This window comes from Telluria sp. B2, from assembly GCF_051789535.1.
Lineage (GTDB): Bacteria > Pseudomonadota > Gammaproteobacteria > Burkholderiales > Burkholderiaceae_D > Telluria.
In genome coordinates, this window is sequence record NZ_CP196525.1 from 5,369,053 (window position 1) to 5,395,507 (window position 26,455).

Genomic DNA, 26,455 nt, shown 5'->3' on the forward strand with positions numbered 1-26,455 from the left:
ACCGGTCGACATGCCCGATGCCGGAAGAGAAAGGAAAACGACGAAAACTGAGCGTGCAAACGCAAAAAACCCCGCCGAGTATCGACTCGACGGGGTTTTTTGCTTACTGCTAATTAACTAGCCTGACGATAACCTACTTTCACACTGGTTGCAGCACTATCATCGGCGCAAAGTCGTTTCACGGTCCTGTTCGGGATGGGAAGGGGTGGGACCGACTTGCTATGGTCATCAGGCATGACTTGTACGAGTTTCGCTCACTCATGTGAGCGCCACTCTGAATCTGGAAGAAGTATTGGGTAGCGACTGTATCAACAAACAGCGCTGTATCCTGACCTATACCTGCTAAGGTTATAGGGACAAGCCGTACGGGCAATTAGTACTGGTTAGCTTAATGCATTACTGCACTTCCACACCCAGCCTATCAACGTCCTGGTCTCGAACGACCCTTCAAGGAGCTCAAGGCTCCGGGAAATCTCATCTCAAGGCAAGTTTCCCGCTTAGATGCTTTCAGCGGTTATCTCTTCCGAACTTAGCTACCCGGCAATGCCACTGGCGTGACAACCGGTACACCAGAGGTTCGTCCACTCCGGTCCTCTCGTACTAGGAGCAGCCCCCTTCAAATTTCCAACGCCCACGGCAGATAGGGACCAAACTGTCTCACGACGTTTTAAACCCAGCTCACGTACCACTTTAAATGGCGAACAGCCATACCCTTGGGACCGGCTACAGCCCCAGGATGTGATGAGCCGACATCGAGGTGCCAAACTCCCCCGTCGATATGAACTCTTGGGAGGAATCAGCCTGTTATCCCCAGAGTACCTTTTATCCGTTGAGCGATGGCCCTTCCATACAGAACCACCGGATCACTATGTCCTACTTTCGTACCTGCTCGACTTGTCGGTCTCGCAGTTAAGCACGCTTATGCCATTGCACTATTAGCACGATGTCCGACCGTACCTAGCGTACCTTCGAACTCCTCCGTTACACTTTAGGAGGAGACCGCCCCAGTCAAACTGCCTACCATGCACTGTCCCCGATCCGGATAACGGACCAAGGTTAGAACCTCAAACAAACCAGGGTGGTATTTCAAGGATGGCTCCACGGGAACTGGCGTCCCCGCTTCAAAGCCTCCCACCTATCCTACACAGATTGGTTCAAAGTCCAATGCAAAGCTACAGTAAAGGTTCATGGGGTCTTTCCGTCTAGCCGCGGGTAGATTGCATCATCACAAACATTTCAACTTCGCTGAGTCTCGGGAGGAGACAGTGTGGCCATCGTTACGCCATTCGTGCAGGTCGGAACTTACCCGACAAGGAATTTCGCTACCTTAGGACCGTTATAGTTACGGCCGCCGTTTACTGGGACTTCAATCAAGAGCTTGCACCCCATCATTTAATCTTCCAGCACCGGGCAGGCGTCACACCCTATACGTCCACTTTCGTGTTTGCAGAGTGCTGTGTTTTTATTAAACAGTCGCAGCCACCAGTTTATTGCAACCCTTTCGCCCTCACACAGTAAAGTGATCAAGCTACCGGGGCGTACCTTTTCCCGAAGTTACGGTACCAATTTGCCGAGTTCCTTCTCCCGAGTTCTCTCAAGCGCCTTAGAATACTCATCTCGCCCACCTGTGTCGGTTTGCGGTACGGTCTCGTATGACTGAAGCTTAGAGGCTTTTCTTGGAACCACTTCCGATTGCTTCGTGGCGCATGGCCACCCGTCTCGACCCCTTGAATTCCGCGCCCGGATTTGCCTAAGCGCCTTCTATGAGTCAAGAACCAGCTATTCCAACAGCTGGACAACCTTCCGCGATCCGTCCCCCCATCGCATCATACGACGGTGCAGGAATATTAACCTGCTTCCCATCAGCTACGCATCTCTGCCTCGCCTTAGGGGCCGACTCACCCTGCTCCGATGAACGTTGAACAGGAAACCTTGGGCTTACGGCGTGCGGGCTTTTCACCCGCATTATCGCTACTCATGTCAGCATTCGCACTTCTGATACCTCCAGCATCCTTTACAAGACACCTTCGCAGGCTTACAGAACGCTCTCCTACCATATAGATCAAGTGATAAATCACGAGAAATATATCCGCAGCTTCGGTGACTGGCTTAGCCCCGTTACATCTTCCGCGCAGGACGACTCGATCAGTGAGCTATTACGCTTTCTTTAAATGGTGGCTGCTTCTAAGCCAACATCCTGACTGTTTTAGCCTTCCCACTTCGTTTTCCACTTAGCCAATCTTTGGGACCTTAGCTGGCGGTCTGGGTTGTTTCCCTCTTGACGCCGGACGTTAGCACCCGACGTCTGTCTCCCAAGCTCGCACTCATCGGTATTCGGAGTTTGCAATGGTTTGGTAAGTCGCAATGACCCCCTAGCCATAACAGTGCTCTACCCCCGATGGTGATACTTGAGGCACTACCTAAATAGTTTTCGGAGAGAACCAGCTATTTCCAGGTTTGTTTAGCCTTTCACCCCTACCCACAGCTCATCCCCTAATTTTTCAACATTAGTGGGTTCGGACCTCCAGGGCGTGTTACCGCACCTTCATCCTGGCCATGGGTAGATCACCTGGTTTCGGGTCTACACCCAGCGACTGTCGCCCTGTTCGGACTCGATTTCTCTACGGCTCCCCTATTCGGTTAACCTCGCCACTGAATGTAAGTCGCTGACCCATTATACAAAAGGTACGCCGTCACGGATCAAGTCCGCTCCGACTGTTTGTATGCACACGGTTTCAGGATCTATTTCACTCCCCTCCCGGGGTTCTTTTCGCCTTTCCCTCACGGTACTGGTTCACTATCGGTCGATTACGAGTATTTAGCCTTGGAGGATGGTCCCCCCATGTTCAGACAGGATTTCTCGTGTCCCGCCCTACTTGTCGTACGCTTAGTACCACCGTCCGGATTTCGTGTACGGGGCTATCACCCGCTATGGCCAGAGTTTCCAATCTGTTCCACTATCCGATCGACTATCACGTACAGGCTCTTCCCATTTCGCTCGCCACTACTTTGGGAATCTCGGTTGATTTCTTTTCCTGCAGCTACTTAGATGTTTCAGTTCGCCGCGTTCGCTTTGCATGCCTATGTATTCAGCATGCAATGACCCAAAGGGCCGGGTTTCCCCATTCGGAAATCTGCGGATCAAAGTGTGTTTGCTCACTCCCCGCAGCTTATCGCAAGCTACTACGTCCTTCATCGCCTGTAATCGCCAAGGCATCCACCATGTGCACTTATTCGCTTGTCCCTATAACGTTAGCCCCTGCTGACAACAGGGAACGCTACAGGATCAAGAGTACAGCGTTATTGCATGTTTGTTGATACTTTGATTACTACCCTAAGTGTGCTCGCTCATCATTTCTGATTCGCTTACACGCTTAAAAAAACTTTACTTCTTCCAGATTGTTAAAGAACGAAAAAACAGTGATCTCGAAAAGATCAAACCTAAACACACGCCGTTGCGCCGCTTACGTTTGTATTCTCAAGAAAGTGGTGGAGGATGACGGGATCGAACCGACGACCCCCTGCTTGCAAAGCAGGTGCTCTCCCAGCTGAGCTAATCCCCCTATGTGGTGGGTCTGGTTGGATTCGAACCAACGACCCCCGCGTTATCAACACGGTGCTCTAACCGACTGAGCTACAGACCCAAACTGTTCTCGTTATTTATTCAACAGTCGATAAGCGTAGGCGCTTGATGCCGAGACTTTCGTCTCCGGTGCTACTCTAGAAAGGAGGTGATCCAGCCGCACCTTCCGATACGGCTACCTTGTTACGACTTCACCCCAGTCACGAATCCTACCGTGGTAAGCGCCCTCCTTGCGGTTAAGCTACCTACTTCTGGTAAAACCCGCTCCCATGGTGTGACGGGCGGTGTGTACAAGACCCGGGAACGTATTCACCGCGGCATGCTGATCCGCGATTACTAGCGATTCCAACTTCACGCAGTCGAGTTGCAGACTGCGATCCGGACTACGATACACTTTCTGGGATTAGCTCCCCCTCGCGGGTTGGCGGCCCTCTGTATGTACCATTGTATGACGTGTGAAGCCCTACCCATAAGGGCCATGAGGACTTGACGTCATCCCCACCTTCCTCCGGTTTGTCACCGGCAGTCTCATTAGAGTGCTCTTGCGTAGCAACTAATGACAAGGGTTGCGCTCGTTGCGGGACTTAACCCAACATCTCACGACACGAGCTGACGACAGCCATGCAGCACCTGTGTTCAGGTTCCCTTTCGGGCACTCCCCGATCTCTCGAGGATTCCTGACATGTCAAGGGTAGGTAAGGTTTTTCGCGTTGCATCGAATTAATCCACATCATCCACCGCTTGTGCGGGTCCCCGTCAATTCCTTTGAGTTTTAATCTTGCGACCGTACTCCCCAGGCGGTCTACTTCACGCGTTAGCTGCGTTACCAAGTTAATTAAAACCCGACAACTAGTAGACATCGTTTAGGGCGTGGACTACCAGGGTATCTAATCCTGTTTGCTCCCCACGCTTTCGTGCATGAGCGTCAGTCTTGACCCAGGGGGCTGCCTTCGCCATCGGTGTTCCTCCACATCTCTACGCATTTCACTGCTACACGTGGAATTCTACCCCCCTCTGCCAGACTCCAGCCTTGCAGTCTCCAACGCAATTCCCAGGTTGAGCCCGGGGATTTCACGTCAGACTTACAAAACCGCCTGCGCACGCTTTACGCCCAGTAATTCCGATTAACGCTTGCACCCTACGTATTACCGCGGCTGCTGGCACGTAGTTAGCCGGTGCTTATTCTTCAGGTACCGTCATTAGCAAGAGATATTAGCTCCTACCGTTTCTTCCCTGACAAAAGAGCTTTACAACCCGAAGGCCTTCTTCACTCACGCGGCATTGCTGGATCAGGCTTGCGCCCATTGTCCAAAATTCCCCACTGCTGCCTCCCGTAGGAGTCTGGACCGTGTCTCAGTTCCAGTGTGGCTGGTCGTCCTCTCAGACCAGCTACTGATCGTCGCCTTGGTGAGCCTTTACCTCACCAACTAGCTAATCAGACATCGGCCGCTCCAAAAGCATGAGGTCTTGCGATCCCCCACTTTCTTCCGTAGAACGTATGCGGTATTAGCGTAACTTTCGCTACGTTATCCCCCACTTCTGGGTACGTTCCGATGTATTACTCACCCGTTCGCCACTCGCCACCAGGCCGAAGCCCGTGCTGCCGTTCGACTTGCATGTGTAAAGCATGCCGCCAGCGTTCAATCTGAGCCAGGATCAAACTCTTCAGTTCAATCTCTGTTTGTTGACTCTTTCGAGTCATCCGCTATCGCTAGCGGAGTCGCTCACTCAAAATACTGACCGTCATCCCATTGCTGAGACAACGTTTAATACTTTGTGCGAACATTTGATATTTTAAGTAATCAGCTGAACAAGTCAGCTGGCACCTTCATCAAACGCCCACACTTATCGACTGTTAATTGTTAAAGAACCGTTGTTCTGTACTACCTTGCTGCGCTTGCGAATCGTTTTGTTCGTCAGCAGCAGAGAAGTGAGATTATGCAGTGTTTCGCTTGCTTCGTCAACCCCTCTTTTTCTTCAGCGCCAGAGGTGTTATCAACACATACGGTTCAACTACTTGATTTCGCTGAACTTTTCTTGCACTGCAGAAGCAGGAACAGAACTATAGCAAACCGGCGCTTGGTCGCGCAAGGGCCTGTTTCCTGAATGTGCGGCGCGGGTGCAACAAGCTCAGCAGCGCCGTGACCGGCTGGCCCCGGCCACGGCGCGCCCTTTCCGCTCATCGAATGTTTGTCCTGCCTCACGGGCGGTGCTACATTAGTCAGCAGTCGACTTCCATCACACAGAGCCGCGACACAGGGCCAACCAGGAGACATGGATGACGTATTGCCATACTGCGCCCTTGCGCGATGCCTCGGCCCGCCTGCCGGACCTGGCGGCGATGATCACCACTTCGCATCGCCGCTCCGAGCAATATGGCTTGCATCCTGACAGCCGTCCGGATTTCAGCCCGCTTTGCCGCGCCGAACTGTCCTCGCTACTCGACGGCAACCGTCTGCTCTACAACCATGCCTTGCCGGTCATGGAAACGCTGTACCAGCAGATCGTCGACACCCATCATATGGTCCTGCTGACCGATGCCCAAGGCGTCATCGTGCATGCGCTGGGCGACGCCGACTTCCTCGAGAAGGCCAACCGTGTCGCGTTGACGCCGGGCGTGACCTGGTCCGAAGCGAGCAAAGGAACCAATGCGATAGGCACAACGATTGCCGAACAGGCGCCGGCCACGGTGCACGCAGACCAGCACTACCTGGCGGCAAACCATTTCCTGACTTGTTCGGCCGCGCCGATTCTCGACCATCGCGGGCAGGTAGTGGGCGTACTCGACGTGAGCGGCGACCGGCGCAGCTTCCACCAGCACACCATGGCCCTGGTGCGCATGTCGGCCTTGATGGTCGAGAACCAATTATTTTCTGCGGCCTTCGAGGACGCGATCACCCTGCACTTCCATGCGCGTCCGGAATTCATCGGCACGCTGATGGAGGGGATTGCTTCGTTCACGCCGGGAGGACGCTTTTTGGCGGCCAACCGCGCCGCACAATTCCAGCTCGGCTTGTCGGCCAATGCCCTGCAGGCGCACAGCTTCAGCTCGCTGTTCGACCTGCCCCTGTCGGCACTGTACGACCACTATCGTGCGGCCGCACCCGGCTTGCTTGACCTGTGCATGCACAACGGTGTGCGTGTCCGCGGGCGCGCCGAGTTGAAGCTGGCACGCGGCGCGCACCTGCTGTCTACAGAGGCCGCATTGATGGTGCGACAGCAAGTCAAGCCGGCGCCCGATCGCTCCTCACGCCTGCGGCAACTGGACACCGGGGACCCGGCACTCGCCCGCGCGCTCGACAAAGTGAGCAAGGTGCTGGGCCGCGACGTGCCGATCCTTATCACGGGAGAGACCGGCACCGGCAAGGAATTGCTGGCCCGCGCCATCCATGCCGATTCGCCGCGCGCAACTGCGCCTTTTGTCGCCGTCAACTGCGCGGCGATTCCGGAAGCCCTGATCGAGTCCGAACTGTTCGGCTACGAGGAAGGCGCATTTACGGGCGCGCGCCGGAAAGGCGCGGCCGGGCGCATCCAGCAGGCGCACGGCGGCACCCTCTTCCTCGACGAAATTGGCGACATGCCGATGCCGCTCCAGGCGCGCCTGCTGCGCGTGTTGCAGGAAAGGGTGGTCACTCCGCTTGGCGGAGGCCGGAGCGTGCCGGTGGATCTGCAACTCGTCTGCGCGACGAACCAGGACCTGCGCCGGCGCATTGCGGCCGGCCTGTTCCGCGAGGATCTCTACTACCGGCTCAACGGCCTGGTCGTCAAACTGCCGCCGCTGCGCGATCGCACCGACCTCGAGACCGTGGCGCATCAACTCCTTGCGGCCGAAGCGAAGGCCGCAGATTACCGCATTGCCGACGAGGTCATGCGGCTGTTCCGGCGACATCGCTGGCCCGGCAATCTGCGGCAGCTCGCCAGTGTGCTGCGTACCGCGGCGATCATGGCCGGCGGCGCACCGGAAATCGGCTTCGAACATTTGCCCGACGATTTCATCGACGAGCTCGATATGGCCGACGCTATGTCTCCCGACTCCATTGCCTCCCCGGCGGGCGCGGCAGGTCTCAAGCTCGGCGAAGTCGAGAAGGCAGCGATGCTGCAGGCGCTCGCGGCCAACGACGGGAACGTCGCGGCGACAGCGCGGGCCTTGGGCATATCTCGCAATACGCTCTACCGCAAGCTGCCACACCTGAAGCACTGCACGCGCTGATCGACGCCATAGCCCCGCTGCCGCGCGGCGACACTCAGGCGACCATATCGCCGTGACGCCGTGGCGGTTGCGCTTCCAGGAGTGCCCATTCCTCGTCGCTGAACAGGCGCGAGCGCGTCAGGAAGCGTCGTCCGGTACCGTTATCGAGCGAAAACATCCCGCCGTTGCCGGCGACGACGTCGATGATCAACTGGGTATGCTCCCAGTAGGCGAATTGCTCGCTTCCGATATAGAAAGGGGAGCCGTCCAGTTCGCCCAGGCAGACATCGTTGTCGCCCAGGTTGAATTCGCCCATCGCCCAGCACATCGGTGCGCTGCCGTCGCAGCAGCCGCCCGACTGGAAAAACATCAGCGGTCCGTGGCGCGCGCGCAGTTCGCCAATGAAGGCGAGCGCGGCCGGCGTCGCGGTCACGCGTTCGACGGTGTTCGTCATCCCATGCTCCTTGAACAGGAGGCGCCGCCCGGGCGCCTCCCAGCCTCAGGTCAAGCTTAGAAGAAGCCCAGTGCCTTCGGGCTGTAGCTCACCAGGAGGTTCTTGGTCTGCTGGTAGTGGTCGAGCATCATCTTGTGGTTCTCGCGCCCGATGCCCGATTGCTTGTAGCCGCCGAAGGCCGCGTGCGCGGGATACAGGTGGTAGCAGTTGGTCCACACCCGTCCGGCCTGGATTGCGCGGCCGACGCGGAAGGCGCGGCTGCCGTCGCGCGTCCACAGACCGGCGCCCAACCCGTACAGCGTGTCGTTGGCGATGCGCAGCGCGTCGGCTTCGTCCTTGAAGGTGGTCACCGAGACCACCGGTCCGAAGATCTCTTCCTGGAAGATGCGCATGCTGTTCTCGCCCTTGAACACCGTCGGGCGCACATAGTAGCCGCCGGCCAGGTCGCCGTCGTGGCTGGCGCGCTCGCCGCCGGCGAGCACCTGCGCGCCTTCCTGGCGACCGATGTCGAGATAGGACAGGATCTTTTCGAGCTGCTCCTGCGAAGCCTGGGCGCCGATCATCGTCGACTCGTCGAGCGGATTGCCGGCCTTGATCTTCGCCACGCGATCGAGCGCGCGCTCGATGAAGCGCTCGTAGATCGACTCCTGTACCAGCACGCGAGACGGACAGGTGCAGACTTCGCCCTGGTTCAGCGCGAACATCGCGAAACCCTCGAGGCACTTGTCGAAGAATTCGTCGTCGGCATCCATTACGTCCGCGAAGAAGATGTTGGGCGACTTCCCGCCCAGCTCGAGGGTGACGGGAATCAGGTTCTGCGCCGCGTATTGCATGATCAGGCGGCCGGTCCCGGTCTCGCCGGTAAAGGCGATCTTGGCGATGCGCTTGTTGGAAGCGAGCGGCTTGCCGGCTTCGAGGCCGTAGCCGTTGACGATATTGACGACGCCTTCTGGCAGCAGGTCGGCGATCAGCTCGATGAGCACCATGATCGAGGCCGGCGTCTGCTCCGCCGGCTTCAACACAACGCAGTTGCCGGCTGCGAGGGCCGGCGCGAGCTTCCAGACGGCCATGAGGATCGGAAAGTTCCAGGGAATGATCTGGCCGACGACGCCGAGCGGTTCGTGGAAGTGATAGGCATAGGTCTCGTTGTCGATCGTCGAGATCGCGCCTTCCTGGGTGCGGATGCAGCTGGCGAAATAGCGGAAGTGGTCGATGGCCAGCGGCAGGTCGGCGGCCATGGTTTCGCGGATCGGCTTGCCGTTGTCGATGGTCTCGGCAGTGGCCAGCATTTTCAGGTTCTGCTCCATGCGGTCGGCAATCCGGTTCAGGATGTTCGCGCGCTCCGCGGGCGAGGTCTTGCCCCACGCGTCCTTGGCGGCGTGCGCCGCATCGAGGGCCAGCTCGATGTCCTCCGCGGTCGAGCGGGCCACCTCGCAGAAGGGCTGGCCGGTAACGGGAGTCACGTTGGCAAAATATTCGCCCTTGACCGGCGGGACGAAGCGGCCGCCGATGTAATTGTCGTAGCGCTGGCGGAAGGGATTGGCGACGCCGAGTTTGCTGATGTCCGCGAGATTCATGTCGTCCTCTTTCTCTGGTTGATTTGTGACCGGCGCTGTGCCGGCGTGCTTTTGCGAGCACATCACCAGTTTGCAAGTGCCGTGCCAGCCCGCTTCAGCGACGCTTGCCGGGCAAGCCGGCGGCACTGGGGGAAAAGCGATGTCGCAGCCTGAAACAGATGTCCCTAATTGGAACACCTGGTGTGACATTGGTTTGGCCTTGGGATCGGAGGACCCGCCACCTTGCCTGCGCCAAGTGCCCGTTTACGCAACCATGCGAGCAAGCGCAGAGAAAGGTCGAAGACATGGAACCGCTGCGTTATCGCGGTGTCGTACGTGAGCAAGCGCATGGCATCGCTGTGCACGAACACGTTCGGACTGGGCGGCACTTGTTCACCCGAGGTTTCTTTAATCGGGGGGAAACATGACGGTGACAAGTGTTTGCCCAGCCGTAATGAGGAGATGGAGACACGCAGGCTGCCGGAATAACAGCTGTCAAACAACGGCGATGAAGCAAGATGAGCACGTAAAAGAAAAGGGAGCGTTGACGCTCCCTTTTTGCTTTCGTAGGGTGGACATTCGTCGTGCCGGCATGTAGCCGGCCCTACTGTCCACGCGGTCTCACCGGTTGATCGGCTTGCAGCCCGGAGAGAAACGGGCAGCCGAAAACGACAGCTCAAAACAAAAAACCCCACCGAGATCACTCGGTGGGGTTTTTCCTATAACTAGCCTGACGATAACCTACTTTCACACTGGTTGCAGCACTATCATCGGCGCAAAGTCGTTTCACGGTCCTGTTCGGGATGGGAAGGGGTGGGACCGACTTGCTATGGTCATCAGGCATGACTTGTACGAGTTTCGCTCACCCATGCGAGCGCCACTCTGAATCTGGAAGAAGTATTGGGTAGCAACTGTATCAACAAACAGCGCTGTATCCTGACCTGTACCTGCTAAGGTTATAGGGACAAGCCGTACGGGCAATTAGTACTGGTTAGCTTAATGCATTACTGCACTTCCACACCCAGCCTATCAACGTCCTGGTCTCGAACGACCCTTCAAGGAGCTCAAGGCTCCGGGAAATCTCATCTCAAGGCAAGTTTCCCGCTTAGATGCTTTCAGCGGTTATCTCTTCCGAACTTAGCTACCCGGCAATGCCACTGGCGTGACAACCGGTACACCAGAGGTTCGTCCACTCCGGTCCTCTCGTACTAGGAGCAGCCCCCTTCAAATTTCCAACGCCCACGGCAGATAGGGACCAAACTGTCTCACGACGTTTTAAACCCAGCTCACGTACCACTTTAAATGGCGAACAGCCATACCCTTGGGACCGGCTACAGCCCCAGGATGTGATGAGCCGACATCGAGGTGCCAAACTCCCCCGTCGATATGAACTCTTGGGAGGAATCAGCCTGTTATCCCCAGAGTACCTTTTATCCGTTGAGCGATGGCCCTTCCATACAGAACCACCGGATCACTATGTCCTACTTTCGTACCTGCTCGACTTGTCGGTCTCGCAGTTAAGCACGCTTATGCCATTGCACTATTAGCACGATGTCCGACCGTACCTAGCGTACCTTCGAACTCCTCCGTTACACTTTAGGAGGAGACCGCCCCAGTCAAACTGCCTACCATGCACTGTCCCCGATCCGGATAACGGACCAAGGTTAGAACCTCAAACAAACCAGGGTGGTATTTCAAGGATGGCTCCACGGGAACTGGCGTCCCCGCTTCAAAGCCTCCCACCTATCCTACACAGATTGGTTCAAAGTCCAATGCAAAGCTACAGTAAAGGTTCATGGGGTCTTTCCGTCTAGCCGCGGGTAGATTGCATCATCACAAACATTTCAACTTCGCTGAGTCTCGGGAGGAGACAGTGTGGCCATCGTTACGCCATTCGTGCAGGTCGGAACTTACCCGACAAGGAATTTCGCTACCTTAGGACCGTTATAGTTACGGCCGCCGTTTACTGGGACTTCAATCAAGAGCTTGCACCCCATCATTTAATCTTCCAGCACCGGGCAGGCGTCACACCCTATACGTCCACTTTCGTGTTTGCAGAGTGCTGTGTTTTTATTAAACAGTCGCAGCCACCAGTTTATTGCAACCCTTTCGCCCTCACACAGTAAAGTGATCAAGCTACCGGGGCGTACCTTTTCCCGAAGTTACGGTACCAATTTGCCGAGTTCCTTCTCCCGAGTTCTCTCAAGCGCCTTAGAATACTCATCTCGCCCACCTGTGTCGGTTTGCGGTACGGTCTCGTATGACTGAAGCTTAGAGGCTTTTCTTGGAACCACTTCCGATTGCTTCGTGGCGCATGGCCACCCGTCTCGACCCCTTGAATTCCGCGCCCGGATTTGCCTAAGCGCCTTCTATGAGTCAAGAACCAGCTATTCCAACAGCTGGACAACCTTCCGCGATCCGTCCCCCCATCGCATCATACGACGGTGCAGGAATATTAACCTGCTTCCCATCAGCTACGCATCTCTGCCTCGCCTTAGGGGCCGACTCACCCTGCTCCGATGAACGTTGAACAGGAAACCTTGGGCTTACGGCGTGCGGGCTTTTCACCCGCATTATCGCTACTCATGTCAGCATTCGCACTTCTGATACCTCCAGCATCCTTTACAAGACACCTTCGCAGGCTTACAGAACGCTCTCCTACCATATAGATCAAGTGATAAATCACGAGAAATATATCCGCAGCTTCGGTGACTGGCTTAGCCCCGTTACATCTTCCGCGCAGGACGACTCGATCAGTGAGCTATTACGCTTTCTTTAAATGGTGGCTGCTTCTAAGCCAACATCCTGACTGTTTTAGCCTTCCCACTTCGTTTTCCACTTAGCCAATCTTTGGGACCTTAGCTGGCGGTCTGGGTTGTTTCCCTCTTGACGCCGGACGTTAGCACCCGACGTCTGTCTCCCAAGCTCGCACTCATCGGTATTCGGAGTTTGCAATGGTTTGGTAAGTCGCAATGACCCCCTAGCCATAACAGTGCTCTACCCCCGATGGTGATACTTGAGGCACTACCTAAATAGTTTTCGGAGAGAACCAGCTATTTCCAGGTTTGTTTAGCCTTTCACCCCTACCCACAGCTCATCCCCTAATTTTTCAACATTAGTGGGTTCGGACCTCCAGGGCGTGTTACCGCACCTTCATCCTGGCCATGGGTAGATCACCTGGTTTCGGGTCTACACCCAGCGACTGTCGCCCTGTTCGGACTCGATTTCTCTACGGCTCCCCTATTCGGTTAACCTCGCCACTGAATGTAAGTCGCTGACCCATTATACAAAAGGTACGCCGTCACGGATCAAGTCCGCTCCGACTGTTTGTATGCACACGGTTTCAGGATCTATTTCACTCCCCTCCCGGGGTTCTTTTCGCCTTTCCCTCACGGTACTGGTTCACTATCGGTCGATTACGAGTATTTAGCCTTGGAGGATGGTCCCCCCATGTTCAGACAGGATTTCTCGTGTCCCGCCCTACTTGTCGTACGCTTAGTACCACCGTCCGGATTTCGTGTACGGGGCTATCACCCGCTATGGCCAGAGTTTCCAATCTGTTCCACTATCCGATCGACTATCACGTACAGGCTCTTCCCATTTCGCTCGCCACTACTTTGGGAATCTCGGTTGATTTCTTTTCCTGCAGCTACTTAGATGTTTCAGTTCGCCGCGTTCGCTTTGCATGCCTATGTATTCAGCATGCAATGACCCAAAGGGCCGGGTTTCCCCATTCGGAAATCTGCGGATCAAAGTGTGTTTGCTCACTCCCCGCAGCTTATCGCAAGCTACTACGTCCTTCATCGCCTGTAATCGCCAAGGCATCCACCATGTGCACTTATTCGCTTGTCCCTATAACGTTAGCCCCTGCTGACAACAGGGAACGCTACAGGATCAAGAGTACAGCGTTATTGCATGTTTGTTGATACTTTGATTACTACCCTAAGTGTGCTCGCTCATCATTTCTGATTCGCTTACACGCTTAAAAAAACTTTACTTCTTCCAGATTGTTAAAGAACGAAAAAACAGTGATCTCGAAAAGATCAAACCTAAACACACGCCGTTGCGCCGCTTACGTTTGTATTCTCAAGAAAGTGGTGGAGGATGACGGGATCGAACCGACGACCCCCTGCTTGCAAAGCAGGTGCTCTCCCAGCTGAGCTAATCCCCCTATGTGGTGGGTCTGGTTGGATTCGAACCAACGACCCCCGCGTTATCAACACGGTGCTCTAACCGACTGAGCTACAGACCCAAACTGTTCTCGTTATTTATTCAACAGTCGATAAGCGTAGGCGCTTGATGCCGAGACTTTCGTCTCCGGTGCTACTCTAGAAAGGAGGTGATCCAGCCGCACCTTCCGATACGGCTACCTTGTTACGACTTCACCCCAGTCACGAATCCTACCGTGGTAAGCGCCCTCCTTGCGGTTAAGCTACCTACTTCTGGTAAAACCCGCTCCCATGGTGTGACGGGCGGTGTGTACAAGACCCGGGAACGTATTCACCGCGGCATGCTGATCCGCGATTACTAGCGATTCCAACTTCACGCAGTCGAGTTGCAGACTGCGATCCGGACTACGATACACTTTCTGGGATTAGCTCCCCCTCGCGGGTTGGCGGCCCTCTGTATGTACCATTGTATGACGTGTGAAGCCCTACCCATAAGGGCCATGAGGACTTGACGTCATCCCCACCTTCCTCCGGTTTGTCACCGGCAGTCTCATTAGAGTGCTCTTGCGTAGCAACTAATGACAAGGGTTGCGCTCGTTGCGGGACTTAACCCAACATCTCACGACACGAGCTGACGACAGCCATGCAGCACCTGTGTTCAGGTTCCCTTTCGGGCACTCCCCGATCTCTCGAGGATTCCTGACATGTCAAGGGTAGGTAAGGTTTTTCGCGTTGCATCGAATTAATCCACATCATCCACCGCTTGTGCGGGTCCCCGTCAATTCCTTTGAGTTTTAATCTTGCGACCGTACTCCCCAGGCGGTCTACTTCACGCGTTAGCTGCGTTACCAAGTTAATTAAAACCCGACAACTAGTAGACATCGTTTAGGGCGTGGACTACCAGGGTATCTAATCCTGTTTGCTCCCCACGCTTTCGTGCATGAGCGTCAGTCTTGACCCAGGGGGCTGCCTTCGCCATCGGTGTTCCTCCACATCTCTACGCATTTCACTGCTACACGTGGAATTCTACCCCCCTCTGCCAGACTCCAGCCTTGCAGTCTCCAACGCAATTCCCAGGTTGAGCCCGGGGATTTCACGTCAGACTTACAAAACCGCCTGCGCACGCTTTACGCCCAGTAATTCCGATTAACGCTTGCACCCTACGTATTACCGCGGCTGCTGGCACGTAGTTAGCCGGTGCTTATTCTTCAGGTACCGTCATTAGCAAGAGATATTAGCTCCTACCGTTTCTTCCCTGACAAAAGAGCTTTACAACCCGAAGGCCTTCTTCACTCACGCGGCATTGCTGGATCAGGCTTGCGCCCATTGTCCAAAATTCCCCACTGCTGCCTCCCGTAGGAGTCTGGACCGTGTCTCAGTTCCAGTGTGGCTGGTCGTCCTCTCAGACCAGCTACTGATCGTCGCCTTGGTGAGCCTTTACCTCACCAACTAGCTAATCAGACATCGGCCGCTCCAAAAGCATGAGGTCTTGCGATCCCCCACTTTCTTCCGTAGAACGTATGCGGTATTAGCGTAACTTTCGCTACGTTATCCCCCACTTCTGGGTACGTTCCGATGTATTACTCACCCGTTCGCCACTCGCCACCAGACCGAAGCCCGTGCTGCCGTTCGACTTGCATGTGTAAAGCATGCCGCCAGCGTTCAATCTGAGCCAGGATCAAACTCTTCAGTTCAATCTCTGTTTGTTGACTCTTTCGAGTCATCCGCTATCGCTAGCGGAGTCGCTCACTCAAAATACTGACCGTCATCCCATTGCTGAGACAACGTTTAATACTTTGTGCGAACATTTGATATTTTAAGTAATCAGCTGAACAAGTCAGCTGGCACCTTCATCAAACGCCCACACTTATCGACTGTTAATTGTTAAAGAACCGTTGTTCTGTACTACCTTGCTGCGCTTGCGAATCGTTTTGTTCGTCAGCAGCAGAGAAGTGAGATTATGCAGTGTTTCGCGATGCTCGTCAACTTCTTTTTTACAACACCGCGTTGTATCGCGGCTCCCTCTGTTCCTTCAACTACTTGATTTCGTTGCCGTTTTCAGCGGGAACAGGACTATAGCAAAGCAGCTGTCCGGTTGCAAGCGGGTTTTGCCGCGCCGCGGCATCAGGCGACGCGCTTTTGCCACGCGTACTATCATTGCAGCTCGTTAACATGTACATGAGCTGTAATGCCTATCTGTCCTCCCCGTCTGAAACTCGTCCCAGCACTGCTCGCATCCCTTTCCTCCGCGGCCTTTGCGCAAGTGCCGGCCCAGCCGCAAAACCCGCTGCAAGTTGTGGTCGTCACCGGCAGCCGTGCGGAACAAGCCAGCTTCGACCTGCCGGCCGCGATCGATGTCGTCGATGCCGTGCGCATCCGCGACACCCAGCCGCGCGTCAACCTGTCGGAGGCGCTCGTCGCCGTTCCCGGAATCGTGGTCCAGAACCGGCAGAACTATGCGCAGGACCTGCAAATCTCTTCGCGCGGCTTCGGCGCCCGCTCGGCCTTCGGCGTGCGCGGCGTGCGCCTGATTACGGACGGCATTCCGGCGACCATGCCCGACGGCCAGGGACAGGCCGCCACCTTCAACCTCGACATGGCTGAACGCATCGAGGTGCTGCGCGGCCCCTTCTCCGCCCTGTATGGCAATCACTCGGGCGGTGTCGTCCAGCTCTTTACGCGCGAAGGCAAGGGAGCGCCGGAAATCGAATTCAGCGCCGCCGCCGGCAGCGACGGCATGCGCAAACTGGACCTGAACGCCGCCGGCCAGGCCGGACAGATCGGCTACGTGGTCGATGCGTCGCGTTTCGAGACCGACGGCTACCGCGCCCACAGCGCCGCCACGCGCGAGCAGGGCTATGCGAAGCTGACCGTGCCGACTTCCGGCGACGGCAAGGTGACGATCGTCGCCAACTCCCTGCACCAGCGCGACACCCAGGACCCGCTCGGCATCACCTGGGCCACCTTCCAGCGCGATCCACGCGCCGGCGAGATCGACACCAGCGACCCGCAAACGCCGCAGCGCACCTTCGCCGAACGCTACGACACGCGCAAGAGCATCGACAACCAGCAGATTGGCCTGCAATGGCAGCAGCGCTTCGGCGCCAACCGCCTGCAGCTGACCGCCTACGGCGGCAACCGCCAGGTCGTCCAGTACCAGTCCTTCTCGCGCGGCTTCCAGCAACCGGCCTCGCATTCCGGCGGCGTGGTCGACTTCGATCGCGACTTCTACGGCATCGACCTGAACTGGCGCGATGTACGCGAGCTGGCCGGTGGCACCCTGCGCACCACCTTCGGCATGGAATACGCAAGCTCGAAGGATGCGCGCCAGGGCTTCGAGAACTTCGTCGGTGACCAGTTCGGCCTGCGCGGCAAGCTGCGCCGCGACGAACAGAACGAGCTGTCCAGCCTGGATCCCTACGTACAGACGGAATGGGAACGTGGTCAGTGGGTCCTGACGGCCGGGCTGCGCCGCACCTCGCTGGACGTCGAGGTAAGCGACCGCTACTTAAGCAACGGCAACGACAGCGGCGGCGCCGACTACAGCGGCACCGCGCCGGTGCTCGGCGCGCTCTATAAACTGACGCCCAGCCTGAACCTGTACGCCAGCGCCGCGCGCGGCTTCGAGACCCCGACCCTGAACGAGCTGTTCTATTCCAGCACCGGCCCCGGCGTGAACTTCGGACTGCAGCCGAGCCGCAGCACCCACCTCGAGGCCGGCGTCAAGAAGATGCTCGGCGCCGATACGCGCCTGGATCTCGCCCTGTTCCAGGTCCGTACCAGCAACGAAGTGGTGGTCGACGCTTCCAGCGGCGGCCGCACCAGCTACCGCAACGCCGGCGAAACCCTGCGCCGCGGCGTCGAACTCTCCTTCGACTCCCGCTTCGGCCCTGGCCTGAATGCGCGCGTGGCCGCCAACGTGCTGCGCGCCGTGTACGAAGACGGATTCGGCAGCATCCCGGCCGGCAATCGCCTGCCGGGCGTGCCGCGCGCCAGCCTGTATGGCGAACTCGGCTGGACCGCGACCGACGGCAAGCTCGGGGCGGCGCTGGAGACCATCGCCACCAGCAAAGTGCATCCGGACGACGCCAACCTCGCCACGCCGGCGCCGGGTTACGGCATCGTCAACCTGCGCATGCAGGCGCGCCAGGAAACGGGGCAATGGCGGTTCAAGGAATTCGCCCGCCTGAACAACCTGTTCGACCGTGACTATGTCGGCTCGGTGATCGTGGGCGACAGCAACCGCCGCTATTACGAACCGGCGCCGGGACGCAACTGGGTGCTGGGGGTCAGCGCGCAGTACCAGTTCCGCTAACCGGGTCAGGTCTCGGCTCCGCCTCGACCAGTTTGAAGCCGGGATACAGCTTGCCGAGGGTGGCATCAAGCACCCGTTTGACAAGCGCATTGACCGGCTCCAGCGCCGCCTCGAGGTTCGGTGCGGCACGGACGGTGCGCCACAGCGCCGGCAGATCGCCGCCGTGCGCCGCCAGGGCCTGTTCGACCTCCGCCTGCCAGAAGGCCGGCGCCTCGCTCTCCACATAGTTGCCGCGCCCGCGTCCGAAGTGGGCGACGGCGAGGTAGCGCAGCATGGCGCCGACCAGCAGCGTTTGCAGGAAAGCGTCGGCAAACTGTACCGCCGCTTCGTTGCGGTCGGCGCGCTGATTGAAACCCCAGGCGGCGCCGGCCGCCGTCAGGCCGCCGACGATTGCGCCCAGCAATGCCCCGCCGCCCAGCGTCAGGCCGCCGGCCATCAGGTCGGCCGACAGTCCGGTGGCCGCGCCCGACACCACGGCGCCAAGCAGCCCAGCTTGCGCCTTGTCGATCGGCGCGCGCACGGCAAAATTCTCGCGCACGCGTGCGTTGATCGTCACCGCTTCGCCCGGATCGACCTTGTGCAGCACCAGCATGCGCATCGTCGTCTTGTTGATCTCCCCGTTCAGGCGCTCGACCAGCGCCGCCATCGCCGCTTCCTGCCGCTTCTGCTCATCCTTGCCCAGGCCCACGGCTTTCAGCGCCGTGCGCACCATGCTGCGTCCTTCGTCGGGAACCGCCTCGCTGTCGCGCGCGGCGGCCACGACCTGCTCGGCCGTCATGCGCAGGGCGCTGGCGTAGCGCTGGCGGTTGTTCGCTTCCCAGGCCGCGCGCAGGCGCTCGTAACCGGCCTGCTTTTCCGGCGCGACCAGCGGCGCCACGGCTTCGTAGAACACGTGCTCGTGCACCCAGCAGCGCGCAAAGGCATCGAGCGCCAGCACTTCGCGCACGACCGGGAAGCGCGCCAGGTGCGTCTTCCATTGCTGCTGCTCGCCCCCCTCCTGCGCGCCGGGCCGCGGCGGCCCCATCTGGTTGAGCAGCACGATTACCGGTTTGCCCAGCCATTCGAGGATATTCATCTCTGCCGGCAAATAGCCTGCGTCGCCCGGCGGTTCCGCCGAATTGACCAGGTAAAGCACGACATCGGCCTCTTCCTTGGCCGCGCGCAAGGCCTGCTGGCTGAGCCAGAACGGACGGTCGCGGTAGCGGTCGAACACCTCGCGCAGGAACCAGCCGATCGGGTTGCCCGCCAGAGACAAGCGCTTGAGCAGGCGTACCGAGTCGCCGAAGCCGGGGGTGTCCCACAGCAGCAGGCTGTCGCCGGCCGGGCTGGTTTGCAGCGGATGGGCTTCCGCGAACGTCGTCACGTGGGCGGCGTCGCGCACTTCTCCCACGTCCACGCCGACCAGGGTGCGGGCCAGCGTGGTCTTGCCGTTGTTCGTGTGCGAGACCAGCGCGAACTGGATTTTCACGGGCGCGTCATTCATCGTAGACATCGTCATCGCAGTCATCGTCATCGCAGCTCCGGCAGGGCCAGGCCGGCGCCGAGCTCGATCGGGCGGCGCTCGGGCTGGAGCAGGTTGACCACCGTGGCGGCGGTGCCGTGGAAGCTGCAGAACTGGCGCCACAGGGCGATGCGCTCATTCACGCGCACATCGAGACCGGCCTGGCCGGCTCCGCGTTCGAGCATGCTTGACTCGTCGAGCAGCACGGCTACGCCGCGCTTGCTGTTGCGGCTGAGGTAGTCGAGGAAGGCGCCGTGGTTTTCCTTTTCCGGCGTAGCAGCCAGGTTGAACAGGGCTGCCGTCACCGTGACGCCGGCCTCGTCGAAGCCGGTCTCGCGCAATGCCTCCTTCGGCTCTTCGCCATACGGCACGGTGGGGCGCAGCAGCACGCGCGCCTGGGCGCCCAGGGCCATTGCCGCCACCGTCCACAGGCCGCGGTCGCGCGCTTCGTCGAGCGTGAAGCTGTAGGGCAGCACGCGCAGCACGGCCGGGGTGCCGGCGCCGATGCTGTCGGCGAGCTTGCGGAAATAGGGATGTTCGAGGTCGAGCGGGAAACGCCGCGCCAGGCGGCCCGCGCGCAGCGCGGCGAACAGGGCCAGCGCCAGCCGCGGCAGGATCACCAGCAGCAGGATCGTCGCGCCGTACAGGTGCACCCAGCGTTCGCCGGCGCCAGCCGCCACCGTACCGGATACCGCACCCGATAAGGTGCTCATGGCCGGAGCAGCCATCGTTCCCGCAGTCGTCGCGGCGCCGGCGCCGAAGCGCAGCGCTTCGATATCGGCCAGGGTAAAGCCCTGCAGGAAGGGGAAGACGGTCAACGCCGGCGTGAACAGCCAGGACAGCAGGGTGTGCACCTGGCGGGCATCGAGGAAAGTGCTTTCCCAGCCGGCGCCATATTGCGTCAGCAGGCCGCGCGCATACAGCGAAAGCACGGCGCCGAGCGCGAAGGCGGCGGCCGACAGGTGGACCGTGCGCGAGAGCCGCGCGCGCGTCAGCGGTTCGCTCAGTTGCGCCCACTCGGCCAGGAAACTGCCCAGGCCTGAGGCCAGCGGCGCCGGCAGCTTGCGCGGCGCGACCGCCTTGCCGACGCTCAGGCGGCGCAACAGGCCCTGCCCGGCCCAGCCGCCTTTGCGTCCCGGGAGCAGGGCCCATACCAGCAGCACGACGTACATGAGCAGGTTCCAGCCGACGATGAACAGGAGCGGCGCCGACAGCAGGTCGACGCGGTGCGGATCGGCGATGCGGTCGAGCAGCGCGCCGGCGAACAGCGCCAGCACGGGCAGCGCCGCCCAGAAACCGGGCAGGCCGAGGCCGCGCTTCTGGAAGGCGCCAAAGGCCGGCGTGCGTTCGGCCAGGCGCTTGAGGATCTGTTCCGAGCGCTGCTGCAGGAAAAGGTCTTGCGTCACCGCGCTCTTGCTGTCGGAGGCCTGCCAGGCCGCCAGTTCACGCGCGCTACGGCTGGCGTACTTGCGGTCGTCCTCGCTCAGCACCTGGTGGCCGGCATCGGCCGTTTCGATCGCGCGCACCAGCACGACGCGCCTTGCACCCTGTTCGTTCATGCGTCTCCCGGTTTACTTGATTGGCAACACCACACCTGCATTGTGCCGCAGATTGGCGCCGGGCCCCAGCACTGGCCACACGAGGCGGGTCGACGGTATAAAACTACGGCACACAATTGACTTCATACAAGCTCGGACCAAATGATCGCCACATGATCGCCAGGTAAGCGGTTTCCTGCATCACTACGGCAAACGTTCATGCGGCGTGCATGAACGCGTTCTCCTCTTCCAGCCGACACGGCGACGACTGCCGACTGCGTCCCAAGTTCCCGTTAATGACAGGCCTGCTGATCCCGGTCGCTAGTCCATCGCCTCAGGCCAGTTCTGCCCGATTGGGTGTTCAAAAAATTCACAAACCATTCGACAATTTGCGGACGGAAGGGTGTATTCTCCACAGCAGATGAGGTGTCACTCACATAAAAAGTCCAGAGAGCGACAGCGGCCGGCACCAGCACGACCCTAGTCGCGGACGTAGGAGACAACATGTCGAAGTTTGCCGTGGAGCACGTCAAGCGCGTCCATTCGGTCGTCCATGGCCGGATCGGAGACAACATCGGAACCGGAAACCGGATCACCCGATCCTGGATCCGCTGCCTCAACGAATACCAGCTCGACCCCGGCACCTGCGCCGAACCCGAAGTGGTGGCGCCCGCCGAACTGCAGGAGCGCCAGGAGCGCCTCGCCGACGTCCAGGCCGTCGCCAAGGTCGAGATGGCGAACCTCTACCAGCAACTGGCCGGTTCCGGCTACGCGATCATGCTGACCGACCGCGAGGGCGTGCTGCTGAACTACTTCGGCGACCCCGCCTTCACCCATGCCGCATCCCGGACCGGGCTGATGCAGGGCGCCGTCTGGAGCGAGCGCGTGCAGGGCACCAACGGCATGGGCACCTGCCTGGTCGAGCGCCGTCCGCTCACCGTCCACCAGGACGAACACTACCTGTCGCGCAATATCGGCCTGTCCTGCGCGGCGGCGCCGATCTTCGACCATGACGGCGAACTGGTCGGCGTGCTCGACGCCTCCGGCGAATCGCGCCTGGCCCAGCAGCACACACTGGCCCTGGTCAGCATGTCGGTCCAGATGATCGAGAACCGGGTATTCCTGCACCAGTTCCGCCACGATTTCATCCTGCGCTTCCACAACCGGCCCGAGTTCGTCGGGACCCTGAGCGAAGGCGCGATCGCGCTGAGCGTCACCGGCACGGTACTGGCGGCCAGTCGCGCGGCCCTGTCCCTGCTCGGCTACCGCAGTCCGTCCGAGATCGTCGGCCGCGATATCTCCGAGCTGTTCAACCTCACCTTCTCCGGGCTTGTGGACAGCAGCATGCGACGCGCCTACCACCCGGTGCCGATCTTCGAGGTGCGCAGCAACGCGCGTTTCTTCGCCGTGATGTACCAGCCGGTCGCGGCCAGCGCGGCGCGCCGTCCCCAGCGCGGCGCGGGGGCATTGCCGGCGCCGCAGCCGGCCAGCGCACTCGACGCATTGCACTTCGGCGACCCGGCGATGAGCGACATCGTCGCGACCGCCAAGCGGGTCATGGAGCGCAACGTGGCGATCGTGCTGCTGGGTGAAACCGGCACCGGCAAGGAGCGCCTGGCGCGGGCGATCCACGCCTCCGGCAGCCGCGCCAACAAGCCTTTCGTGGCGATCAATTGCGCCTCGATACCCGAATCGCTGGTCGAGAGCGAACTGTTCGGCTATCGCTCGGGCGCGTTCACCGGCGCCAGCAAGGACGGCCAGCGCGGCAAGCTGCTGCAGGCGAACGGCGGCACCCTGTTCCTCGACGAGATCGGCGACATGCCGGTGGCCCTGCAGGCCAGGCTGCTGCGCGTGCTCGAGGAACGCGAGGTGGTGCCCCTCGGCGGCGAAGCCCCCGTCAAGCTCGACATCCGCCTGATCAGCGCCACCCACTGCGACCTGCCGGCAAAAATCGAGCGCGGGGAGTTTCGCGAGGATTTGTACTATCGGCTGCAGGGCGTCACGCTCAGCCTGCCGCCGCTGCGCCAGCGCGAAGACCGCCGCGCGCTGATCCTCCACCTGGTGGCCGAGGAAAGCGAGGGCGAGCCGTCGGTCGAGCTCGACGACGGCCTGCTCGAGCTGCTCGAGCGGCAGCGCTGGCCTGGCAATATCCGCCAGCTGCGCCACCTGCTGCGCACCATGATCGCCCTGCGCGAAGCGGACCGCCTGACCCTGCGCGACCTGCCGCCCGAGTACCGGCATGGCCTGGTGCTGGTGACGGCGTCCGCTCCGACGCCCGCTGCGGCATCGCAGACCGCCGCGGCCGAGGCGGACGATGGCGCCCCCGCGGGCGCGATCGAGGGCTTGAGCGCGCTCGAGAGCGCCGAACGCGAGGTCCTGCAGCAGACGCTCAAGCGCCACCAATGGAACATGAGCGGCGTCGCGCGCGAGCTCAACATCAGCCGCAATACGCTGTACCGCAAACTGCAGCGCCTGAATATCCAGCATCCCGAGAAGTCGCTGTTCCACTAGGCGCCGAGCGCGAGAAAAGGAAAGCGGATGGCCACGCCAGCACACTACACCGGCACCGCGATCGCCCTGCACTGGTTCATCGCGCTGCTGCTGCTCGGCCAGTTCGCCTTCGGACTGGCGCTGGAGGATATCCCGCGCGGCACGCCGGAACGCGGCTATTACGTCAATCTGCACAAGAGCATTGGCATCCTGATCGGGCTCCTGATCCTGCTGCGCCTGGCCTGGCGCCTCACCCACAAGCCGCCGCCGCTGCCCGACACCATGGCGCCCTGGCAGCGCCGCGCCGCCTGGTTCAGCCACGCAGCCCTGTACGCCTGCATGCTGGCGCTGCCGCTGTCGGGCTACCTCGCCTCCAACTTCAGCCGGCACGGCATCAAGTTCTTCAACACGGTCCGCTGGGCGCCCTGGGGGCCGGACGACAAGACCCTGTACGCCATCTTCAACGGCGCGCACCATCTGGCAGCCCTGCTGCTGGCCATCTTCGTCGCCGTGCACGTACTCGCCGTCGCCAAGCACATGCTGATTGATCGCGACCGCCTGCTGCTGCGGATGTGGCCGCGGCGCGGCGCGCCAGCCGACCAACCCCGTTCCAACTTGCCTGTGGAGACCCGATGACCGTCCTGCCTGTCCGCTTATCTGCCCGCTTACCTGTCCGCCTGGTTAACCGCTTGGTTGCCCGTTCATTTGCCCGCTCATTTGCCTGCGCCACCGTGGCGCTCGCCGCTGCATTACCCTCGGCCCTGCTTGCCGCGCCCTTCGCCTACGTGCCGAACGAAGGCTCGGGCACGATCTCGGTGATCGACACGGCGACCGACGAGGTCGTTGGCGAGATGCCCGGCGGCTCCAAGCCGCGCGGCCTGGCGGTGGGCAGCGACGGGCGCTGGCTGTATGTCAGCGACCAGCCGAACAACCGCCTGCAGCTGGTCGACCTCAAGGCACGCAAGGCTGGCGCCACCGTGGCGCTGGGCGAGTCGCCCGAAGGGGTGTCGATCTCCCCGGACGGTCGCTGGGTGGTCGCGGCCCTGGAGGGCAAGAACGAGATCGCGGTGATCGATACGCGCACCAATGCACTGGCGTTCGCCATCACCGTGCACGGCAAGAATCCCGAGCACGCCGTGTTCAGCCCGAACGGCCGCCTGCTGTTCGTCAGCGCCGAGGAAGGCGACGCCGTCGACATCATCGATTTTGCCAGCCGCAAGCAGGTGGCCCAGGTCGCGGTCGGCGCTCGTCCACGCGGCATCGGCTTCCTGCCGGACAGCAGCCGCGCCTATGTCGCCACCGAGCACGCGAACGAAGTCTTCGTGATCGACACCACAAGTTTTTCCATCGTCGCGCGCATCAAGGCCGGACTGCGCGCCAACGGCATCGCCGTCCACCCGAACGGCAAGCAGGTCTACGTGTCGAACGGCGGCGACGCCAACGTGTCGGTGATCGACACCGCCAGCAACAAGGTAGTGGCGACCGTGCCGGTCGGACAGCGTCCCTGGAACATGGCGCTCACGCCGGACGGCAAGAAGCTTTACGTCGCCAACGGCCGCTCCGGCAACGTGAGCGTGATCGACACGGCAAACCACACCAAGCTGCGCGACGTCGCCGTCGGCAAGCTGCCCTGGGGCGTGGTGGTCAAGTAGCCGCGCCCGGATCGAATCCGGCAACGTCGACGCTGACCGCACGGCGCCGCGTCGCCGGCGCCGGCATTGCGGCCGGGCTCCGAAGCAGGTCGATGACCATGCCGGCCGGATTGCAGCCGATCGAGGCGTGCAGGCCGGCGTAGGCCGCGGTCAGGCGCGGATTGACCTCGAGTACCACGGGGCCGCGCTCGGTCAGGATGATGTCCACGCCGACATAGCCCCACAAGGTAGGCAGCGCGGCCGCGACCCGCTGCGCCAGGCGCTCGAGTGCGCCGTCCGTGTCGTCCAGTCCGTTCACGGTGCAGCCGAGGAAGTGGAAGCGGTTGTCGTGGACCGCCATCCGCTCCAGGTTGCGGGCCAGTACCCGGGTCGCGCCATCGCAGCAGATCAGCGACAGGCTGCCCAGCTTGCCGGCAACGAAAGGCTGCAGCACATAGCCTTGCACCGCGCTGGTCCTGAGCCACGCCAGCGCCGCCGCACGGTCGCTGAACAGGCGCGCGTCGAGGCATCCGGCGCCGTCGTCCGGCTTGACGACCCAGGCGCCCTGCCCGTCCGGCAGGGAAGCGTGGGGCCGGTAAGTGGGGACGACCGGCACACCGCTGTCGGCCAGCGCGCGCGCCACCTTGAACTTGCTGGACGCGACGCGCACCGCTCCGGGGGCGCTGCCCAGTAAAATGCGCTTGCCGCGCAGGACGTGGCGCGACAGGCTTTCCAGCAGCCCCCCGGACTCCGGCGCCAGCGGCCATACTGCATCGGCCGCGCGCACACAGGCCGCGAAGCGCTCGCCGAAGGGCTGCGCCTCCAGCGCGGCGTCGAACCCTGATGCACCCGCCAGGCTCGCCATCGTGCACACGTCGACGCCGGGAACGGCGCCCAGGTCGGCCACCAGGGCATCCATCAGCATGGCGCCCTGCTGCCTGAACGTGCCTGGCAGGGCGCGCGCCATCGGCCCGCCGTCATTGGTGTAATCGAACGCAAACACTTTCAACGGCGCCATGTATGCCTCCG

10 protein-coding genes, 4 tRNA genes and 6 rRNA genes are annotated in these 26,455 nt (G+C 60.3%); 5 read left to right on the forward strand and 15 right to left on the reverse strand.

Annotated elements, in window-relative coordinates:
- Positions 1 to 120 precede the first annotated feature (120 nt).
- The 5 genes from rrf (ACSUZJ_RS23690) to ACSUZJ_RS23710 all read right to left on the reverse strand — a co-directional run bounded on the left by rrf (ACSUZJ_RS23690) (position 121) and on the right by ACSUZJ_RS23710 (position 5,255).
- Positions 121 to 233 (reverse strand): 5S ribosomal RNA (gene rrf / locus ACSUZJ_RS23690).
- A 119-nt stretch (positions 234 to 352) separates the two neighbouring features.
- Positions 353 to 3,244: ribosomal RNA gene (locus ACSUZJ_RS23695) — 23S ribosomal RNA — on the reverse strand.
- Between the two features lie 243 nt (positions 3,245 to 3,487).
- Positions 3,488 to 3,563 (reverse strand) — tRNA-Ala (locus ACSUZJ_RS23700).
- Between the two features lie 4 nt (positions 3,564 to 3,567).
- Positions 3,568 to 3,644, reverse strand: a tRNA-Ile gene (locus ACSUZJ_RS23705).
- A gap of 80 nt (positions 3,645 to 3,724) precedes the next feature.
- Positions 3,725 to 5,255: ribosomal RNA gene (locus ACSUZJ_RS23710) — 16S ribosomal RNA — on the reverse strand.
- Together the 16S, 23S and 5S rRNA genes with 2 tRNA genes alongside form the textbook arrangement of a ribosomal RNA operon.
- Positions 5,256 to 5,861: 606 nt before the next feature.
- Between ACSUZJ_RS23710 and ACSUZJ_RS23715 the strand changes: the two genes are divergently transcribed.
- On the forward strand, positions 5,862 to 7,793 hold the full coding sequence (locus ACSUZJ_RS23715; RefSeq protein ID WP_499412119.1) for a sigma-54-dependent Fis family transcriptional regulator: 1,932 nt from the start codon (positions 5,862 to 5,864) through the stop codon (positions 7,791 to 7,793).
- Positions 7,794 to 7,827: 34 nt separating this feature from the next.
- On the opposite strand, the gene ACSUZJ_RS23720 is transcribed toward ACSUZJ_RS23715, so the two are convergent.
- The 7 genes from ACSUZJ_RS23720 to ACSUZJ_RS23750 form a co-directional block, all read right to left on the reverse strand.
- Positions 7,828 to 8,226, reverse strand: coding sequence for a DUF779 domain-containing protein (locus ACSUZJ_RS23720; protein WP_499412120.1), 399 nt, complete (start codon positions 8,224 to 8,226; stop codon positions 7,828 to 7,830).
- A 56-nt stretch (positions 8,227 to 8,282) separates the two neighbouring features.
- The gene (gene adh, locus ACSUZJ_RS23725) at positions 8,283 to 9,803 is read right to left on the reverse strand and encodes an aldehyde dehydrogenase (protein ID WP_499412121.1); all 1,521 of its coding nucleotides are present in this window, start codon (positions 9,801 to 9,803) and stop codon (positions 8,283 to 8,285) included.
- Between the two features lie 707 nt (positions 9,804 to 10,510).
- Positions 10,511 to 10,623, reverse strand: a 5S ribosomal RNA gene (gene rrf / locus ACSUZJ_RS23730).
- Positions 10,624 to 10,742: 119 nt separating this feature from the next.
- Positions 10,743 to 13,634 (reverse strand): 23S ribosomal RNA (locus tag ACSUZJ_RS23735).
- Between the two features lie 243 nt (positions 13,635 to 13,877).
- Positions 13,878 to 13,953, reverse strand: a tRNA-Ala gene (locus ACSUZJ_RS23740).
- Positions 13,954 to 13,957: 4 nt separating this feature from the next.
- A tRNA-Ile gene (locus tag ACSUZJ_RS23745) sits at positions 13,958 to 14,034 on the reverse strand.
- 80 nt (positions 14,035 to 14,114) lie between these two features.
- A 16S ribosomal RNA gene (locus ACSUZJ_RS23750) occupies positions 14,115 to 15,645 on the reverse strand.
- 494 nt (positions 15,646 to 16,139) lie between these two features.
- On the opposite strand from ACSUZJ_RS23750, the gene ACSUZJ_RS23755 reads away from it, so the two are divergent.
- Positions 16,140 to 18,266: a TonB-dependent receptor family protein gene (locus ACSUZJ_RS23755; protein WP_499412123.1), complete on the forward strand. Its 2,127-nt coding sequence runs from the start codon at positions 16,140 to 16,142 to the stop codon at positions 18,264 to 18,266.
- Here the strand turns inward: ACSUZJ_RS23755 and ACSUZJ_RS23760 are convergent.
- Together ACSUZJ_RS23760 and ACSUZJ_RS23765 are read right to left on the reverse strand one after the other, a co-directional pair.
- A complete protein-coding gene (locus ACSUZJ_RS23760; protein WP_499412124.1) occupies positions 18,241 to 19,749 on the reverse strand; it encodes a DUF3482 domain-containing protein in 1,509 nt (502 codons plus the stop codon). The two genes, ACSUZJ_RS23755 and ACSUZJ_RS23760, sit on opposite strands and share 26 nt — an antisense overlap.
- A 26-nt stretch (positions 19,750 to 19,775) precedes the next feature.
- Positions 19,776 to 21,326: a DUF2868 domain-containing protein gene (locus tag ACSUZJ_RS23765; RefSeq protein WP_499412125.1), complete on the reverse strand. Its 1,551-nt coding sequence runs from the start codon at positions 21,324 to 21,326 to the stop codon at positions 19,776 to 19,778.
- Positions 21,327 to 21,809: 483 nt separating this feature from the next.
- Here ACSUZJ_RS23765 and ACSUZJ_RS23770 point away from each other — a divergent pair, with 483 nt between their 5' ends.
- Genes ACSUZJ_RS23770 through ACSUZJ_RS23780 form a run of 3 tightly spaced genes read left to right on the forward strand, consistent with a single transcriptional unit; the run spans position 21,810 to position 25,447 of the window.
- Positions 21,810 to 23,816: a sigma-54-dependent Fis family transcriptional regulator gene (locus tag ACSUZJ_RS23770; RefSeq protein ID WP_499412126.1), complete on the forward strand. Its 2,007-nt coding sequence runs from the start codon at positions 21,810 to 21,812 to the stop codon at positions 23,814 to 23,816.
- Positions 23,817 to 23,843: 27 nt separating this feature from the next.
- On the forward strand, positions 23,844 to 24,431 hold the full coding sequence (locus ACSUZJ_RS23775) for a cytochrome b (protein ID WP_499412128.1): 588 nt from the start codon (positions 23,844 to 23,846) through the stop codon (positions 24,429 to 24,431).
- 53 nt (positions 24,432 to 24,484) lie between these two features.
- Complete coding sequence (locus ACSUZJ_RS23780) at positions 24,485 to 25,447, forward strand: beta-propeller fold lactonase family protein (protein WP_499412129.1); 963 nt, start codon at positions 24,485 to 24,487, stop codon at positions 25,445 to 25,447.
- On the opposite strand, the gene ACSUZJ_RS23785 is transcribed toward ACSUZJ_RS23780, so the two are convergent.
- Complete coding sequence (locus tag ACSUZJ_RS23785) at positions 25,440 to 26,444, reverse strand: ATP-grasp domain-containing protein (RefSeq protein WP_499412130.1); 1,005 nt, start codon at positions 26,442 to 26,444, stop codon at positions 25,440 to 25,442. The genes ACSUZJ_RS23780 and ACSUZJ_RS23785 overlap by 8 nt on opposite strands.
- Between the last annotated feature and the right edge of the window lie 11 nt (positions 26,445 to 26,455).

What these genes read in the sequence shown, in the direction of transcription:
- ACSUZJ_RS23715 (WP_499412119.1), top strand. Translation starts at nt 5,862, where the DNA reads ATGACGTATTGCCATACTGCGCCCTTGCGCGATGCCTCGGCCCGCCTG.
- ACSUZJ_RS23720 (WP_499412120.1), bottom strand. Translation starts at nt 8,226, where the DNA reads ATGACGAACACCGTCGAACGCGTGACCGCGACGCCGGCCGCGCTCGCC.
- adh (WP_499412121.1), bottom strand. Translation starts at nt 9,803, where the DNA reads ATGAATCTCGCGGACATCAGCAAACTCGGCGTCGCCAATCCCTTCCGC.
- ACSUZJ_RS23755 (WP_499412123.1), top strand. Translation starts at nt 16,140, where the DNA reads ATGCCTATCTGTCCTCCCCGTCTGAAACTCGTCCCAGCACTGCTCGCA.
- ACSUZJ_RS23760 (WP_499412124.1), bottom strand. Translation starts at nt 19,749, where the DNA reads ATGAATGACGCGCCCGTGAAAATCCAGTTCGCGCTGGTCTCGCACACG.
- ACSUZJ_RS23765 (WP_499412125.1), bottom strand. Translation starts at nt 21,326, where the DNA reads ATGAACGAACAGGGTGCAAGGCGCGTCGTGCTGGTGCGCGCGATCGAA.
- ACSUZJ_RS23770 (WP_499412126.1), top strand. Translation starts at nt 21,810, where the DNA reads ATGTCGAAGTTTGCCGTGGAGCACGTCAAGCGCGTCCATTCGGTCGTC.
- ACSUZJ_RS23775 (WP_499412128.1), top strand. Translation starts at nt 23,844, where the DNA reads ATGGCCACGCCAGCACACTACACCGGCACCGCGATCGCCCTGCACTGG.
- ACSUZJ_RS23785 (WP_499412130.1), bottom strand. Translation starts at nt 26,444, where the DNA reads ATGGCGCCGTTGAAAGTGTTTGCGTTCGATTACACCAATGACGGCGGG.